Origin of the sequence: uncultured Allofournierella sp. (genome assembly GCA_944382705.1) — a bacterium.
Classification (GTDB): Bacteria; Bacillota; Clostridia; order Oscillospirales; family Ruminococcaceae; genus Allofournierella.
In genome coordinates, this window is record CALWNE010000032.1 from 71,556 (window position 1) to 87,571 (window position 16,016).

Genomic DNA, 16,016 nt, shown 5'->3' on the forward strand with positions numbered 1-16,016 from the left:
CAAGCTGGCTCTGCCGCTTGGAGGTTGGTTTTCTTTTTGCGTGGGGTATGCTATAATACCAAAGATATTCTGTTTACTCCCAGGTGCAAACCTGAATCGATTCCAGCTGCGCCGGGCCTTTTGCCCGCAAGAAAGGATTTTTGCCATGAATCACCACACCGCCGCTTTGCTGGGCACCGCTGCGTTCGGTGCAGCCGCAGGCGCTGCACTGGGCTATTACGCCCATTTTGTGGAACCAGAAGGGCTTACCATCCAAAGGCCTGCTCTGGCTAAGCGCCCCCCTGTACGCACCCTGTTTTTTTCGGATGCACATCTGGGCCCCATGTACCACCCTTCTCACCTGGAACATCTGGTGGACGCCATCAATGCCCAGCAGCCCCAGCTGGTGCTGTTTGGCGGCGATTTTTTTGCTAAGTTCCTGCGGGACGCCCATATGCTCCCCTTCCCCTGGCTTGCCCAGCAGCTAAGCCGCATCCAGGCTTCTTTGGGCAAATATGCTGTGTGGGGCAACCATGATGTACGCCAGGGCGCCGCCCCCTTTTACCGGATGCTGATGGAGCACGGCGGCTTTACCCCCCTGTGGGACAAAATTGTTCAGCCCGCTCCCGGCATTGCCATCTGTGGCCTTGCGCCCTATTCCGACGGAAAGATCTTGCGCCAGATGCCCACCGAAGGCTGGCGGGTCTGCCTGTGCCATATGCCGGATAAGGCACGCTACCTGAACCTTCGGCAGGTAGACCTGATGCTTTCCGGCCACAGCCATGGCGGGCAGATTACACTTCCGGTGCTCACCTCCATGATTCTGCCTCCCGGAGGCAAGATGTACCCTTATGGGCTGTACCAGCCACAGACCGGCCGCAAAGCACAGCTGTTTGTAAGCCGTGGCATTGGCATGAGCGGTGTCCCCTTCCGGTTGCTGAACCCGCCCGAACTGGTGGTTTTCGAGTAATCTTTTATTTATTTTTTTACAGTTTGTATATTTAATTTTAAGCGAAAGGAGCTGTTCCTATGAAGCAACGCACCCGATCCATCACCTTTGGGGGCCTATTCCTGGCTTTGGCCCTATTTCTGCCTTTTGTTACAGGTCAGATTCCTCAAATTGGCAAGATGCTCAGTCCCATGCACCTGCCCATTATGCTGTGCGGCTTTGTATGCGGCGGCCCCATGGGCCTGGCCCTGGGCTTTATTGCTCCCCTGCTGCGCAGCGTGCTGTTTGGTATGCCTGTACTTTATCCCACCGCCCTTTCCATGGCCTTTGAGCTGGCTGCCTACGGCTTTTTCTGCGGCCTGTTCTGGAAGCTGCTGTGCCGGGTGCTGGGGGATATTCCCGCCCTGTACGGTGCCCTGGTTCTGGCCATGCTGGCAGGCCGTGCCGTGTGGGGCATTTCCCAGGTGATTTTGCTGGGCATTGGTCACAATGGCTTTACCTGGGCCGCCTTCCTGTCCGGCGCATTCATCAACGCTGTGCCCGCTATTGTGATGCAGCTGCTTCTGGTTCCCCATCTCACCCTGGCCCTCAGGCGGGTGGGGCTGGGGGCCCGTGTATGATGCATCCGGTCAAATCCATTGCTTTGGAGCAGCTGCCGGCCCTGATTGCCCAGGCCAAAGAGCAGCAAAGCACCGGGCAGCGACTGTGCGTCGTGCTGGACGGCTTTGCCGCCGCTGGCAAAACCACCGTAGCCGCCGCACTCAGCCGCCAGCTGAAGGCCCCTGTGGTACATATGGATGACTTTTTTCTGCCGCCGGAGCTGCGCACCGCCCAGCGGCTGAGCCAGCCCGGCGGTAATGTGCATTACGAGCGGTTTCGGCAGCAGGTGGCTCCCTGGCTTCATACGCCCACCGCCTTTTGCTACCAGCGGTTCGACTGCCGCCAGATGGCCCTCACCGAAACGGTGGAAATTCCCGCCAGTTCCATCATTCTGGTGGAAGGCGCCTATGGGCTTTTGCCTGCCTGTGGTGCGCTGCCGGATCTCTCGGTGCTGTTCACCATCTCCCCTAGCTTGCAGCAAAAACGAATCTTAGCCCGCAATGGTCCGGATGGCTGGCAGCAGTTCCGCCACCGGTGGATTCCCCTGGAGCAGGCCTATGCAAACGCCTACCATCTGGAGCGCCAAGTGGACTATCTGGTTTGCGCCCAGCAAGAATGACACAAATAAAAAAAGCCCTGTTTCTTGCGGAAACAGGGCTTTTTTTAACTTGCAGCGATAGAATTTTTTTAAAACGGTTATACACCCGTTTGGAAAGTTTCCTGGCTTTGCTGGCTGTTGTTTTCCTGCTCGGCCTGGGCTTGCCGCTGACGCTTGAACAGGGCAACTTTTTCCTTCATATCAAAGCTCAGGCCTGCATCACCAAAGGTATCCTCACCGGGCATATGGGCGCCAAAGGCAGGCACAAACAGGTACTTGCGAATAACAAAGATCAGCAAGATGGCCACAATGCTAATGAGATTTTCCGCTGGGGTGGTGTGCTCCACCACCATCTGGCGGGCAATGGCAAACAACAGCACCTCAATGGCACTGCCCGGGCTGTGCTTAGCCAGCATCTTTACAAACTCAATGCCAATAATCACATTGAATGCATTGCGCAGGAACATATCAAAAGCATCGTTTAAATCAGGCGATACTGCTATAGCAATCAGTTCCACGCCAACCCGCAAACCTGCTGCAACGGTGGAAATCAGCACTAACACTGCTATAATGGTTTCCAGAAAGCTGGCTGCCTTGGCTACGGTCTGACGAAATGTAATCAAACGATTTTTACGCATGGATGGCGTCCTCCTTATTAGCACAATTCAGGGGGGTGTCATCGACCGGCGTTCCGCACTCGTTCCAGTGCCTCTGCGGCCTCTCGTTCCTTTTTACGGCGAGCTCGTTCCAGCGCCGCCCGTTTTTCCTTGTTCCACTTGGCCTCCATTCCCTGATCTGCCGGTTCCACACAGCGGCCAAACAGATAATTCAGCCCGTCACTCCTCATTCGCCGCAGCCAAATCATGGCCGGGCCATGCTCAGCACAGCAGCCCATGCTGTACAGGCTATTGTTGCCCTTGCGCAGCCAAACCTCCTGGTCGTCCAGCTGCAAAGGCTGGCCGCACTGGGAGCAAAATGCGCCCTGTAAATCCGGGGTGAGCCAGGCTTCCCCGTCCACCAGGCCACGCCAGTAGGTAAGGCCCTGCCGGTTTTTATCCGCCGGGCAGAGCAGCTGGGCCAGCTGCTGTTCCTCGGTGGGGTAGCTTTCCAGACCCTGTTCCAGGTCCACAAAGGTGCACACCTGGGCGGTATACACCGCATCGCTGAGGGCATCGTGAAAAGCACCCTCCTTGGGCAGACCCAACCGTTCCACCACCGCTTCCAGGGTCATGCTCTCCCCTTCCTGCCGGGGACGCTGGGCGGTAAAAATACGCTGTACATCGTACCAGCGGCGGGGCCAGGCTTCCTGCAGGCCGCAAAGCACCAGATTTTGTTTCAGCACCGGTACATCGTCCTGCCCCCATTCCCCCAGGGCAGCATCCGGTCCGCACCAGTCCATAAACTGCTGCAATCCCTCCCGGATGGGCACGCCGTTTTCCAGGTCGGCCTGTGTCAGACCGGTAACCTTGGCCACATGGTGGTGCAGTTTGGGAAAAATACGGGGCTTGAGATTGATGGAAAACCGCTCTTTCAGCTGGCCATCCACCATGCGCACCGCACCAATCTGGATGATTTCGCCCCGCAGCAGCTGCTGGGTGCCCTTATAATCGAAGTGCTTGGGCTGGTAGCCCATATTCCACTCCATATCAAATACAATCAATTCTGCCATACCGACAGTATTCCTTTCTTTGGTTCAGCGTACACCTGGCAGACTTTCCTCCTGCCAGGACCGAAGCTGACTCACAGGCTCCTGCACCGGGGCATCCGCCAGGGGTTTGTCGGCCTGTTCCAGCCGTTCTCTGCCCACGCTGATCATCAGCTTAATGCGGTTTTCCTGGTTAACAGGGGTTGCGCTGGGGTCGTAATCGATGGGGGTAATATTTGCATTGGGGTAAATTGCCCGAATGCGGCTAATCATGCCTTTGCCGCAGATGTGATTGGGCAGGCATCCAAAGGGCTGGGCACACACGATGTTTTCGTATCCGCTGGTAACCAGCTCCACCATCTCGGCTGTCAGCAGCCAGCCTTCGCCCATCTTGTTGCCCCGGCTGATGATGCCGTCTGCCATGGTGCGCAGTTCCAAAAACCGTGCCGGTGCATGAAAACCAGCCTCGCGCATTGCCTGGCACATGGCCTGTTCAAAGCCGTCCAGATAATGCAAAATGGCTTCGCTGCCCAAAATGCTGGCTGCATTGCCGCCATAAAAGCGCACCGTATCGCCCATATTGCTGATGCAGTAGCACACAAATCCCAGCAGGCCGGGCAGGTTTACCTCGCAGTCCTGGCTGGCCAAAAAGGCTTCCAGGTCGTTGTTGCCCAAGGGGGAGTATTTTACATAAATCTCACCCACAATACCCACCTTTACCTTGGGTGTGCGAACCACCTCGATGGCGGCAAAGTCCTGGGCAATCTGCTCAAAGGTCTTTTTCATCTCCCGGCCGGTAAAGCCCTTATCCTGCAAAAACCACTGGCAGATGGTATCCACCCATTTCTGGGCCAGATCCTGTGCCTTGCCAGGCTCCACCTGATAGGGCGAAACCTGGTTGCGCAGTGCCATAATCAGGTCACCATAAAAGACGGCCGCTATCGCCTTGCGCATCACCGGCACACTCAGCCGAAAGCCGGAGTCCTTTTCCAGCCCGGAAAAGTTCAGACTGGCCACCGGAATGTGGCCATACCCCGCCCGCTGCAAGGCTTTGCGCAGCAGATGGATGTAGTTGGAGGCCCGGCATCCGCCGCCTGTTTGGGTAATCAGCAGAGCGGTGCGGTCCAAATCGTACTGGCCGCTTTGCAGGGCATCCAAAAACTGGCCAATTACCAGCAGGGCCGGATAGCAGGTATCGTTGTGCACATACCGCAGGCCCAGCTGTGCCACCTGGCTGCCGCAGTTGCCCAGCACCTCCACCTTGTAGCCATCCCGTTCCAGCGCTGCGGCAATCATAGCAAAATGCAGCGGCAGCATATTGGGAATCAAAATCGTGTGGGTGGATTTCATCTCTGGGGTAAAACGGGGATAGGTTTGTTCCATGGTGTTACTCCCCCTTTTGGTTCTGTTTTTCGTCCAGGGCGGCAAACAGGCTGCGAAGCCGGATATTCACCGCACCCAGGTTTGTAATTTCGTCAATTTTCAGCTGGGTGTACAGTTTGCCGCCCTGCTGCAAAATCTCCTTGGTTTCGTCGCTGGTAATGGCATCCAGACCGCAGCCAAAGCTCACCAGATGCACAAGATCCATATCCGGCTGGGTGGTACAGTAGCGGGCTGCTGCATACAGCCGGGAGTGGTAGGTCCACTGGTTCAGGACGGTGGTGGCAAATTTAGGGGTATGCCATGCCACACTGTCCTCGGTCACTACCGCCGCACCATGCCGCACCAGCAGGGCATCAATGCCGTGGTTTACTTCCGGGTCAACATGGTAGGGGCGGCCTGCCAGCACAATGATACGCTGGCCGTTTTTGCGGGCGGCGGCAATGATTTCCTCGCCCTTTTGCCGCACGCGCTCCATGTGGGCATTGTATTCCAGATAAGCCATATCCGCTGCACGGTCCACCTGGCTGCGGTTCAAATCCGGCCAGCGGCTGTGCAAAATGGAGTAAATCTTCTTTTTAAAGTCCTTGGGGCGATGCAGTCCCACATAATCGTTGATGAAGTCTACCCCTTCCAGCTCCGGGCAGTTTACCGCCAGAACCTCCGGGTAGTAGGCCACCACCGGGCAGTTATAATGATTATCGCCCAGGTGTTCATCCATGTTATAGCTCATGCAGGGGTAAAAGATGGTTTTTACCCCCATATCGGCCAAGGCTCGAATGTGGCCGTGGGCCATCTTTGCAGGAAAGCACACCGTATCGCTGGGAATGCTTGCCTGCCCCTTGATGTAAAGTTCCCGGCTGGAACGAGGGCTGGTAACCACCGAAAAGCCCAGGCTGGTAAAAAAGGTATGCCAGAAGGGCAGCAGTTCATACAGATTCAGGCACATGGGCAGGCCAATCACGCCCCGTACCGCCGGGCCTGGCTTGTAGCCGGCCAAAAGCTGCTGCTTGTATTCGTAAAGGTTCAACCCCTCTGCCGCAGCCCGGCCATTCACCGGCCGTTCACACCGGTTACCGCTAATGAGCTTGCGGCCTCCGCTGAACTGGTTAACGGTAAGCTGGCAGTGGTTGGTACAAAGATTGCACTGGACATTCCGGGCCTTTTGGGTAAATTCCTCCAGCTCCTGCTGGTTCAGCATGGTGCTCTTTTGGCCGGGTTTTGCCTGGCTCTTGCCGTAGAGGGCTGCACCGAAGGCTCCCATCAAACCGGCAATATCCGGCCGGATAACCTCCACCCCCATCTCCTGCTCAAAGGCACGGAGTACAGCTTCGTTGTAGAAGGTACCCCCCTGCACCACAATGTGGCGGCCCAGCTCCTGGGGACTGGCGGCACGAATTACCTTGTAGATGGCGTTTTTAACCACACTGATGGAAAGACCTGCCGAGATATTGGCAATGGAAGCACCGTCCTTTTGGGCCTGCTTTACGCTGGAGTTCATAAACACGGTGCATCGGCTGCCCAAATCCACCGGTTTGTCTGCAAACAGACCCAGAGCGGCAAACTCCTTCACATCGTAGCCCAGCGCCTGGGCAAAGGTCTGCAAAAAGCTGCCACAGCCGCTGGAACAGGCTTCGTTCAAAAAGATGTCGCTGATGGCCTGGTCCTCGATTTTGAAGCACTTCATGTCCTGGCCGCCAATGTCAATGATAAAATCTACCTGGGGCAAAAAATGCCGGGCAGCGGTAAAATGCGCCACCGTTTCCACCACGCCCAGGTCTCCCCGGAAGGCTTCCTTCACCAGCTCCTCACCGTAGCCGGTACTGGTCAGGCTTTTTACCTCCAGCTGGGGATGCTTTTGGTACAGCTCCAGCAGCACCTTGCGGATGAGGGGCAGCGGATTTCCCAGGTTGGGCTGATAATCGGTGTACAGCAGGTTGCAGTCCTCATCAATCACAGCCACCTTCACGGTGGTGGAACCGGAATCCACACCAATGTGCACCGGGCCGCACTGGGCGCCAAAAGGCTTGTGGGGCACGCTTGCTTTTAAATGCCTGGCGTGAAATTCCTCGTATTCCTGCTGGTTTGTAAACAAAGGGGGCTGGCTGGCATAGCTGCCGCTTAAATCCACCCCGCCTATCGCCTGGGCCACCTGGCCGCAATCCAGCTGTTTGTCTGCATAAAAGGCTGCACCCATGGCCACAAAATGCAGGCTGTGCTCCGGGCACAGCCCTTGCAGACCAAGGGTTTTATCAAAGCTTTGCCGCAGCACGCTGTTAAAAGTAAGGGGCCCGCCCAGGTACAGCACCTTGCCGCCAATCACACGGCCCTGGGCAAGGCCTGCAATGGTCTGGTTGACCACTGCCTGGTAAATGCTGGCGGCAATATCCCCTGCTGATGCGCCTTGGTTAATCAGGGGCTGAATGTCGCTCTTTGCAAACACGCCGCAGCGGCTGGCAATGGTGTAAGTCTTGGTGGCCTGTGCTGCCGCCTGGTTCAGTTCTTCCGGGCTCATCTTCAGCAGGGTGGCCATCTGGTCAATGAACGCACCGGTGCCTCCGGCGCAGCTGCCGTTCATGCGCACCTCGGTGCCGCCGGTCAAAAACAGGATTTTCGCATCCTCGCCGCCCAGCTCAATCACCACATCGGCACCGGGCGCCAGCCGATTGGCGGCCACACGAGTGGCAAATACCTCCTGCACAAAGGGCACACCGCAGCTGTCTGCCAAACCCATGCCCGCCGAGCCAGAGATAGCCAGGTAGGCCGGTTGGCCCTTCAACTGTTCCTCATGAAGACGCTGCAACAGCTCCTGTGCTTTTTCTGCAATGTGGCTGCCGTGCCGCTCGTAGGTGTCAAACACTACCTGATCCTGTTCGTTCAATACAACACACTTAATGGTAGTGGAACCAATATCCAATCCTACTCGCATGGAAATTACACTCCTTTTTGTATGCCAAGCAAAACAGCGCTTTCCCCAGTCCGGATGACGGGGCTGGCTGTGCAGGGAAAGGAGGCCTTACAAGGCCCGGAATCCCTTGCCTACAATTTCTGAAGAATTTACAATGGTCAAAAATGCGTGAGGGTCAACCCGGCGCAGGTGGTTGCGCAGCAGCACAGCCTGGCGGCGGGTGAGCACAGTGGTAAACACCTGCTCCTTGCGGCCTGTGTAGGCACCCTCAGCCTCGTACACCGTGGCACTGCGGTTGAGGATAGTCAAAATAAATTCCTTTACATCCTGGGGGCAGCTGGTGATGATGGTAACCACCTTGCGCTGGTTCAGGCTTTCAATCACGCTGTCCACCATAAAAGCCTTGGCAAAGGTGCCCAGCGTACAATACAAACCAGTTGCAATGCCGTACAAGCCACCCGCCCACATGGCAATGACCAAATCCGACAGCAGCAGCGCCCTGCCAATTTCCATGCTGGTGTACTTGGATAAAATCATCGCCACAATGTCTGTGCCGCCTGTGGAGGCCCCCACATTGAACACAATCGCACTGCCTGCGGCGGGCAGTGCAACCGCAAACACCAGCTCCAGCATTGTATCCTGGGTAAAGGGGGCATTCATGGGGATAATCGCCTCAAACAGGCTTACATAGGCGGAAAGCGCAAACGAGGAGTAAATCGTAACGCCCATGGTTTTAACGCCCAAAAAGAACAGCCCCAGCACCACCAGAATGCCATTGATGATAAACAGCGCTCCGCCTACATTCATGCCTGGCCATAGGGTAGCCATAATAATAGACATACCGCTGGTGCCGCCCATGGCAAAATGGTTGGGGGTTTTAAACAAGTGAATGCCCGCTGCGGTAAGCACCAATCCTAAATTCAACAAGCATGCATAGCGCACAAATTCCATGCCGGAAAGCTTTGTTTCGGGCAAAAAAGGGATTAGCTTGCGCCGTTTGGCGTCCTTGGAAGGCTGGTTCATGCTTAAATTTCCTCCTTGCTGCACGGCTGCACTCACAAAATGCCAGGCATTTGTAGCTGCCGGGCAAGCAAAAAGGTATTTTGCAAAAACAGTCGTTTGCTTTTTGAACCTGTCAAAAAGCCGCATCTTCTTACCTATTTAATCATATAATAGACAAATCTTCTTAAAGGTACCACACCCAGGCTTTTCTGTCAATGCTCACGGACACACTCTGCAAGCAGGCAGCAGTTTGTGTTTTTTATTGCAAAGCGCCGAAAAATCCTGTACAATAATACGATAAAGGCAACCATTGGGCCCTCCGGCCCTGTGTGAATAAAAGGAGCGAAACAAGCATGTTGCAAGAAAAGCCCAGCAATTTTCTCACCGAGATCATTGACAAAGACCTGGCAGAAGGCCGTGTAAACGAGATTCACACCCGTTTCCCGCCGGAACCCAACGGCTACCTGCACATTGGCAGCGCCAAAGCAATCTGGATTAACTGGAGCATCGCCAACGCTTACGGCGGCAAGTTCAACCTGCGCTTTGACGACACCAACCCTGTGCGGGAAGACGACGAATATGTACAAAGCATCGAAGAAGACCTGCGCTGGCTGGGTGCCATCCCCAACGGCGGCATCTACTATGGCAGCGATTATTTTGAACAGTGCTACCAGTATGCCGAGCAGCTGATTGTGGACGGCAAGGCCTATGTGTGCGACCTGACCCGTGAGGAAATGCAGGAGTACCGGGGCACCCTCACCCAGCCCGGCAAGCCCAGCCCCTGGCGGGACCGCACCCCTGAAGAAAACCTGGACCTGTTCCGCCGGATGCGTGCCGGCGAATTTGCCGACGGCAGCCGTACCCTCCGTGCAAAAATCGACATGGCCAGCCCCAACATGAACCTGCGTGACCCTGCCATCTACCGCATTGTGCGGGCACACCATCACCGCCAGGGCGATGCCTGGTGCATCTATCCTCTGTACGACTTTGCCCATCCCATTCAGGACGCCATCGAGGGCATTACCCACAGCATGTGCAGCCTGGAATTTGAAAACCATCGTCCCCTGTATGAGTGGGTGATTGATAACCTGCACCTGGGGCCCTTCCCCATCCAGCGTGAGTTCGCCCGGTTGAATGTTTCCAACACGGTTATGAGCAAGCGCTACCTGCGGGAACTGGTGGAACAGGGCATTGTGGACGGCTGGGACGATCCCCGTATGCCTACCTTATGCGGTCTGCGCCGCCGTGGTTATACCCCGGACAGCATCTTTGAGTTTGTAAAAAAAGCTGGTGTTTCCAAGGTATACAGCCTGGTGGACTACCGCCTGCTGGAGTACTGCATCCGCACCGAGCTGGAAACCACTGCTCTGCGCCGTATGGCAGTAACCGAGCCCATTAAGCTCACCATCACCAACTACCCCGAAGGCAAGGTGGAATACTTTGATATTCCCAACAACCCCAACAAAGCCGCAAACGACAGCTCCACCCGCAAGGTGGCCTTCTCTGGCAGTCTGTACATCGAAAAAAGCGACTTTGCTCTGGTTCCCCCGCCCAAGTTTCAGCGCCTGAAGCCGGAGGGTGAGGTTCGCCTGATGGGTGCTTATATCGTCAAGTGCAACGAGGTCATTACCGACGAAAACGGCGAAGTAGTGGAGCTGCGCTGCACCGCCGACCTGGAAACCGGCAACGGCAATCCCGTGGATGGCCGCAAGGTTAAGGGCACCATTCATTGGGTAAGCGCCGCCCACGCTGTGGACGCCGAAATCCGCCTGTACGACACCCTGTTCACCCAGGAAAACATGAATGAATTGCCGGAAGATGCCTCTTACCAGGACTTCCTGAATCCGGACTCTGTCAAGGTACTGTCTCACGCCAAGCTGGAAGCCAGCCTGGCAGAAGCTGCCCCTGGCCAGAAATTCCAGTTTGTCCGCATGGGCTACTTTACCCCGGACTCCAAAAATCCCGGCGTATTTGGCCGCATCGTAACACTCAAAGACAGCTTCAGCAAAACTCTGGAACAGAAATAATCCAGTTTCTGCTCCAAAAGCTGCCAAAGCAACACAACAACAAAAAAGGAACCTCTCCGCAGTTTGCGGAGAGGTTCCTTTTTTCTGTTTATGACCTTTGCTTTAAAATGCTGGGGCAGCTACCCAGGCTATGCTTGGCACCCAAGCACTGGCATCCATTGGCCATGCTGCCCCGCCCCTTATTCTTTGCCATCCTGCTCCACAGGGGTACCGCTGTTTGGTTCCTTCTGCGGTTCATTGGAGGGCTGGGCGTCTTTGCAGCAATCGCCGGTAATTACCTGTGCCGGCAACAAGCCCCGCTGACGCAGTACTATGGGGCGCTTACAGCGCACATTACGGCAACGGGCGCAATTTTCTGGGGTATGGCTCAGGCTGTTCTCATTGATATAGAATCCATTCTTGCCATTCTTTTTTACCACATACAACGCACTATCCGCCGCTGCATACAGTGCCTCATAAGTAGAATTGTCCTTATCTGCATAGGCAATGCCAACGCTAACAGCCAAACCATAGGTTTCGTGGTAGCGGCGCAGTTCAATCAGCATCGTTTCAATCAGCCAATTCATCTTGTTGGCAAGGGTATCGTTGGACACGCTGTTGATAATAAACGCTACAAATTCATCGCCGCCCAGTCGTCCTACCACATCATCTTTTCGGAAGTAGCTTCTCAAAATGGCTGCAAACTTGCGCAACACCTTGTCGCCTTCCGGGTGGCCTTCGTTGTCATTCACCGCTTTAAAATGGTCCAAGTCAAACAGCAGCATAATGCCCCGGCCCGGCTCTGCTTCCAGCAGCTCGGCAATGCGGCGCTCCACACCGGCACGGTTGGTAAGGCCCGTCAGGCCATCGGTTTCGGCCTCCTGCTCCATGGCACGCTGGCGGCATATCTCCGCAGTGCGATCCATCACCATGCCGTATACAGCATCCTCGCTCTCAAACAGAGCAATTTCCAGGTAACGGTCACCCACCTGTACCAGGCCTGTTTGCGGGTCTTTGCCCTCCAGCAAGGCTTTCATATAATGGCTGAATTCCTGAGGACTTTTGGAAACCGCTGTCCACATACTGGCATTCAACCCCAGGATATCCTTCATGTTTTCCGAAAAGAAGTTGCTCTGAATACTGTGCAGACACTCATATACGCCCACATGCTGGTCAATGGCACCAATAATGCGGGTCATGCGTTGGCTTTTGGATTTATAGCTGTCACGCCAGTCGTTCATCACCTGGCAAATGGCACGGAACTCCGTATTGTACTTGGTGCTAAACTCTACATTATAATGACCTTCCAGCAGCTCACCCACATTTTTTTCAATGCGGCCCAAATCGTCCAGCACATAACGGCGCAGATATTTGCGGATGGAGAAGAACATCACCAGCATTATCACCAAGAAGCCAACCATGATAAAGCCTATCTGCACCATGTACACCCTGTGCACAACGCTGCCTTCAATCATGGCACCCAGAATATAATCGCCTATCTCAGTGGTTTTGATGTAATACATGGTGCCGTTTACCTTGCAGAACTTGCCGTCCTTCATACTCTGCATCTGCATTACATATTCTTCCCCTGTGACGCCGTCCCCCAGTTGAATGTACTGGTCGTTGTTCTGAGTAATGGAAGCCAGGTCACCGGTTTCTTTATCCACCAAAAAGATGGTACGGCTGCGCAGGGTGGGGGTGTTGCGCAAAATGCCTACCAGACTGTTGGCATACTGCAAATTATACAGCGCCTCTGCCGGCACACTAATTTGCACCATGGAATACTCCGGGCGGCTGCTGCGCACCCCCACATAGATACGCTTTTCGCAAGTGGAAATGCTCACGCTTTCCAGCTCTACCACATGATCGGTGTGAGAGTCCCCTTCAATAAGCGGCCAAAAATTTTTGGCCTCCTCCCGTTCATACAGATTTAATCCCAGAGACAAGGTGTCGCTGGAGGCTGTAATCACGCCCTCCCAGTCCACCAAAAAAATAGCCTCTACTTCCATCATCCGGGCAATCTCGTCAAGCTCCCGGGTAGTTTTCCAGGAATCATCGGTGTAAAGGCCAAACATCTTGTCAATGGCACGCACTCGGTTAAGGTAGTCGTCTTCAAATTGAGCTTGCAGCTCTGCTTGAACTTCGGCATTGGAATAGTACATTGTTTGTACATCCTGCATCATCTGGTCCAAATCTTTGTAGGCACTCTGTATTTGCATACGCAGTATAAATACGCTTACCACCAAAAACACCACGATGGTGAGGCTGTAAAACACAGCGGAAATCCGCCGAAACAGAATTTTCTCCATATCTCCCTGTCATTCCCTTCAATTGAAAAACAACACCCATGGCAAACCCATTTTTCAATGATTTATTCCAGAGTGGGGCAGCGCAATACCAGCAGCAAAGCATAGTTTCAGGCCGCCTGCCTTTATGACTCTTTCTATATATAATGCCCGAATAAAGTTTCTTTCCTATTGTAGCAAAATCAATACCATGAATCAATAGATAGGCCCAGGTTTGTGCATAAAGTTCCTGCTTGTGCAGCAGCTCGCCTTTATTTTCAACAACTATTCCAGCCTCTGCCTTTCGTTAGTATGCCTGCTGTTAAAGCAACTTCTGCGTCATCGGTTTAAGTGCCACCCGTTGTTCCGCTTGTTTTCAAATCCACCTCATTCACCACTGCACTGGGCTGTTGGTCTGGGGCTTCATCGGTATGGCGGGCACAGGCAATGCGCACCCGGTAACTGGTTTCGGTGCCCTGCACCTTTTCCACCGTCAGGGTCCATTCATCTCCGTTGGTCTGGCTGCGGCTGCGGTAGTCCCTGAGCCATTGCTTGCATCGTTCGCTGCCGTCTGTTCCGGTAAAGCTGCTCAAATTGCGGGAAATTTCCCCCTGCAAATAGTCCGAAACAAACGCCTGCACCGCCTGCTGACGGCTGTCTTTGCAGCTGGCCTGGCTAAAGTGCACCACCATCTGATTGTATACCACCGTGCCAGCTGCCGCCAGAACACCCATTATGACCATGGAAACAATCAGTTCAATTAGGGTAAATCCTGCCTTTTTCCGCAGTGCAAAGCTATTTTCAGCCATCCGAGGCTGCTGCTTGACAGGTAACAAGGTTGTAAAAAATAGAGCCCATTTTTTTCGCATTGTGACAAATCAACTCCTCTTATTGAGAATTACTACAATAAAAATCACCAAAAATAGCAACAGCCATGATTTTTGGTTTGCATTTTTCTAAAAACAATATATAATAACATATAGATAATTTCAAGAGGGATGCCTTTTATCATCATCTTACCAGATTTTGATTTTTTGACCATCCTTTTTTGAAAACATTGTCTACCCTGTTGCCGTTGCGGCTTCTGTAGTGCAGAGCCGTGATTTGTAAAAAAATATTTTATACATAGGAGAGTTTCAATCATGCTGAACAAACTGATGAACCTTCGCAAAAAGAAGGGCTTCACCCTCATCGAGCTGATCGTGGTTCTGGTCATCATGGCCATCCTGGCAGCTGCCGCTATCCCCACTGTTATGGGCTACATCGAAAACAGCCGTAAGGCCGCTTACCTGGCCAATGTACGCACTGTTTACCAGGCTGGCCAGTCTGCTATTGCTGAGGGCCTGGCTGCTGGCAACGATATTACCATTAACGCTGCTGGCTCGACCAACGCTGGCGATATCACCATTGGCGACACCACCTTCACTGCTCGCGTTGCCGCTTTGACTGGCTTCCCCGCAGCAAACATCACTGTTACTGACAACGACACTAACGGCGCTGCTGCCCCCGGTGCCGATATGGCAAAAGACAAGTATGTTATTGTTGTTGCCAACAAAAAAATCTCCAAGATTTATGCCACCTACCAGACTGGCAAGTATGTAGAATATGAGCCTGGTGAAGGCACCAATGTAATGGATACCGCTGCTGCCTCCAGCTCTGGCTCTGGCGCTGGCTCCAGCTCTACTTAATTCCCTCTATAACCCCAACCCCCAGCGGTGCGGCTTTGTGCCGCACCGCTTTTTTTGCATCCTCGCTCCAGCCCAATCTCACTGTTTTTGGAGGTGTTTCCATGATTTTTCGCAAACACCAGCCCACCGCCCAGCAGCGCATTGAGATGAACTTCGACCGGGAGCTGAACCAAGCCAAAGACTCCCGTGTTGTACAGATTTTGGTGTTTATCCTGATCTTAGGCGGTGCCGTGGCAGCTTTTCTGATGTTTGCCCAGCCGGTGGTGCGCTACGCCCACCAAATGACCCTGCAAAGCAATGTTCGCTTTATCCGCACCGCTGTTCAAACTGGTTTTATGACCTGCTCCGGCCAGCTGGAACCTGCTAAAGACGGTTCCATCCAGTACTACATTGCACCGGATGCCCAGCAGGACGATGCCAATGGCAGCATTCTGCGCCGGGCCATTGCATCCCATCTCCCCCAGGATAACGGCCAAACCCTCTCCAACTTCACCCTGCAAGGTCTGTTAAACAAAACCAGCTTTTCCGCCGGTTCTTTTGACCCCACCTATGTGTACGCCATAAGCCAGCACGATGGCATCTTTACCCTGGAACTGTGGATTGACAGCGACTCTTACGCCAAGAACCCAACCCGGCCGGATTGTCTCTGGCAAGCCGTGGGCAATCCTTATTCCGATCTCTCCTTCAGCAAGGGCAGTTTTATGCCGGTACATCTGTACACCTCTGAGGATTAACCACCCTCCGCTTGTAGCATAAGAACACTGTTTTTTTCATATTCTGCTGCTGATTTTTTCCTTAGTGAATGTTATAATACCTTATAGAATAAAAGCCTTGCCCCCAAGCCTTTTGGGTCCTGCTTGGGGCTGGCATCTTCAATCACACAATCCAAGGCCTCTGGTACATTTTGTTATTGCAACAATGCTGGCGGCCTTTTTCCCGATTCAGCTGTCAGCCACACAGCCATCCTGTCTTTTGA

At 53.9% G+C, this 16,016-nt stretch carries 13 protein-coding genes; 6 read left to right on the forward strand and 7 right to left on the reverse strand.

What is annotated here, in order from left to right; translation table 11 throughout:
* Window positions 1–145 precede the first annotated feature (145 nt).
* The 3 genes from ACH2EM_RS04470 to ACH2EM_RS04480 are packed head-to-tail and all read left to right on the forward strand — an operon-like array spanning window position 146 to window position 2,147.
* Complete coding sequence (locus ACH2EM_RS04470; protein WP_395150913.1) at window positions 146–949, forward strand: metallophosphoesterase; 804 nt, start codon at window positions 146–148, stop codon at window positions 947–949.
* Window positions 950–1,008: 59 nt separating this feature from the next.
* Window positions 1,009–1,548 (forward strand): ECF transporter S component, encoded by a 540-nt coding sequence (locus ACH2EM_RS04475; protein ID WP_395150914.1) that lies wholly within the window; start codon window positions 1,009–1,011, stop codon window positions 1,546–1,548.
* Window positions 1,545–2,147: a uridine kinase gene (locus ACH2EM_RS04480; RefSeq protein WP_395150915.1), complete on the forward strand. Its 603-nt coding sequence runs from the start codon at window positions 1,545–1,547 to the stop codon at window positions 2,145–2,147. The genes ACH2EM_RS04475 and ACH2EM_RS04480 overlap by 4 nt, the downstream gene beginning before the upstream one ends.
* 77 nt (window positions 2,148–2,224) lie before the next feature.
* Here the strand turns inward: ACH2EM_RS04480 and ACH2EM_RS04485 are convergent, their stop codons facing one another.
* From ACH2EM_RS04485 to ACH2EM_RS04505, 5 genes are all read right to left on the reverse strand, one after another.
* Window positions 2,225–2,764 carry a transporter gene (locus ACH2EM_RS04485; protein ID WP_395150916.1) on the reverse strand — a complete coding sequence of 180 codons (540 nt, stop codon included), beginning with the start codon at window positions 2,762–2,764 and terminating at the stop codon, window positions 2,225–2,227.
* A 38-nt stretch (window positions 2,765–2,802) separates the two neighbouring features.
* Window positions 2,803–3,795, reverse strand: a complete 993-nt coding sequence (locus ACH2EM_RS04490) for an exonuclease domain-containing protein (RefSeq protein WP_395150917.1) — start codon at window positions 3,793–3,795, stop codon at window positions 2,803–2,805.
* Window positions 3,796–3,819: 24 nt separating this feature from the next.
* Window positions 3,820–5,154: a 2-hydroxyglutaryl-CoA dehydratase gene (locus ACH2EM_RS04495; protein WP_395150919.1), complete on the reverse strand. Its 1,335-nt coding sequence runs from the start codon at window positions 5,152–5,154 to the stop codon at window positions 3,820–3,822.
* 4 nt (window positions 5,155–5,158) lie between these two features.
* Complete coding sequence (locus ACH2EM_RS04500; protein ID WP_395150921.1) at window positions 5,159–8,080, reverse strand: acyl-CoA dehydratase activase; 2,922 nt, start codon at window positions 8,078–8,080, stop codon at window positions 5,159–5,161.
* Between the two features lie 87 nt (window positions 8,081–8,167).
* Window positions 8,168–9,082, reverse strand: coding sequence for a YitT family protein (locus ACH2EM_RS04505; RefSeq protein ID WP_395150922.1), 915 nt, complete (start codon window positions 9,080–9,082; stop codon window positions 8,168–8,170).
* A gap of 332 nt (window positions 9,083–9,414) precedes the next feature.
* Between ACH2EM_RS04505 and ACH2EM_RS04510 the strand changes: the two genes are divergently transcribed.
* Complete coding sequence (locus ACH2EM_RS04510) at window positions 9,415–11,088, forward strand: glutamine--tRNA ligase/YqeY domain fusion protein (RefSeq protein ID WP_395150923.1); 1,674 nt, start codon at window positions 9,415–9,417, stop codon at window positions 11,086–11,088.
* A gap of 179 nt (window positions 11,089–11,267) precedes the next feature.
* Here the strand turns inward: ACH2EM_RS04510 and ACH2EM_RS04515 are convergent, their stop codons facing one another.
* Together ACH2EM_RS04515 and ACH2EM_RS04520 are read right to left on the reverse strand one after the other, a co-directional pair.
* Complete coding sequence (locus ACH2EM_RS04515; protein ID WP_395150924.1) at window positions 11,268–13,376, reverse strand: GGDEF domain-containing protein; 2,109 nt, start codon at window positions 13,374–13,376, stop codon at window positions 11,268–11,270.
* 323 nt (window positions 13,377–13,699) lie between these two features.
* Window positions 13,700–14,161, reverse strand: a complete 462-nt coding sequence (locus ACH2EM_RS04520) for a type II secretion system protein (RefSeq protein WP_395150925.1) — start codon at window positions 14,159–14,161, stop codon at window positions 13,700–13,702.
* 333 nt (window positions 14,162–14,494) lie between these two features.
* On the opposite strand from ACH2EM_RS04520, the gene ACH2EM_RS04525 reads away from it, so the two are divergent.
* Together ACH2EM_RS04525 and ACH2EM_RS04530 are read left to right on the forward strand one after the other, a co-directional pair.
* Window positions 14,495–15,040 (forward strand): type II secretion system protein, encoded by a 546-nt coding sequence (locus tag ACH2EM_RS04525; protein WP_395150927.1) that lies wholly within the window; start codon window positions 14,495–14,497, stop codon window positions 15,038–15,040.
* 101 nt (window positions 15,041–15,141) lie between these two features.
* Window positions 15,142–15,774, forward strand: coding sequence for a hypothetical protein (locus tag ACH2EM_RS04530; RefSeq protein WP_395150928.1), 633 nt, complete (start codon window positions 15,142–15,144; stop codon window positions 15,772–15,774).
* Window positions 15,775–16,016 lie beyond the last annotated feature (242 nt).

Excerpts from the sequence above, each read along its gene's own strand:
- ACH2EM_RS04470 (WP_395150913.1), top strand. The coding sequence starts at position 146 with ATGAATCACCACACCGCCGCTTTGCTGGGCACCGCTGCGTTCGGTGCA.
- ACH2EM_RS04475 (WP_395150914.1), top strand. The coding sequence starts at position 1,009 with ATGAAGCAACGCACCCGATCCATCACCTTTGGGGGCCTATTCCTGGCT.
- ACH2EM_RS04480 (WP_395150915.1), top strand. The coding sequence starts at position 1,545 with ATGATGCATCCGGTCAAATCCATTGCTTTGGAGCAGCTGCCGGCCCTG.
- ACH2EM_RS04485 (WP_395150916.1), bottom strand. The coding sequence starts at position 2,764 with ATGCGTAAAAATCGTTTGATTACATTTCGTCAGACCGTAGCCAAGGCA.
- ACH2EM_RS04490 (WP_395150917.1), bottom strand. The coding sequence starts at position 3,795 with ATGGCAGAATTGATTGTATTTGATATGGAGTGGAATATGGGCTACCAG.
- ACH2EM_RS04495 (WP_395150919.1), bottom strand. The coding sequence starts at position 5,154 with ATGGAACAAACCTATCCCCGTTTTACCCCAGAGATGAAATCCACCCAC.
- ACH2EM_RS04500 (WP_395150921.1), bottom strand. The coding sequence starts at position 8,080 with ATGCGAGTAGGATTGGATATTGGTTCCACTACCATTAAGTGTGTTGTA.
- ACH2EM_RS04505 (WP_395150922.1), bottom strand. The coding sequence starts at position 9,082 with ATGAACCAGCCTTCCAAGGACGCCAAACGGCGCAAGCTAATCCCTTTT.
- ACH2EM_RS04510 (WP_395150923.1), top strand. The coding sequence starts at position 9,415 with ATGTTGCAAGAAAAGCCCAGCAATTTTCTCACCGAGATCATTGACAAA.
- ACH2EM_RS04515 (WP_395150924.1), bottom strand. The coding sequence starts at position 13,376 with ATGGAGAAAATTCTGTTTCGGCGGATTTCCGCTGTGTTTTACAGCCTC.
- ACH2EM_RS04520 (WP_395150925.1), bottom strand. The coding sequence starts at position 14,161 with ATGGCTGAAAATAGCTTTGCACTGCGGAAAAAGGCAGGATTTACCCTA.
- ACH2EM_RS04525 (WP_395150927.1), top strand. The coding sequence starts at position 14,495 with ATGCTGAACAAACTGATGAACCTTCGCAAAAAGAAGGGCTTCACCCTC.
- ACH2EM_RS04530 (WP_395150928.1), top strand. The coding sequence starts at position 15,142 with ATGATTTTTCGCAAACACCAGCCCACCGCCCAGCAGCGCATTGAGATG.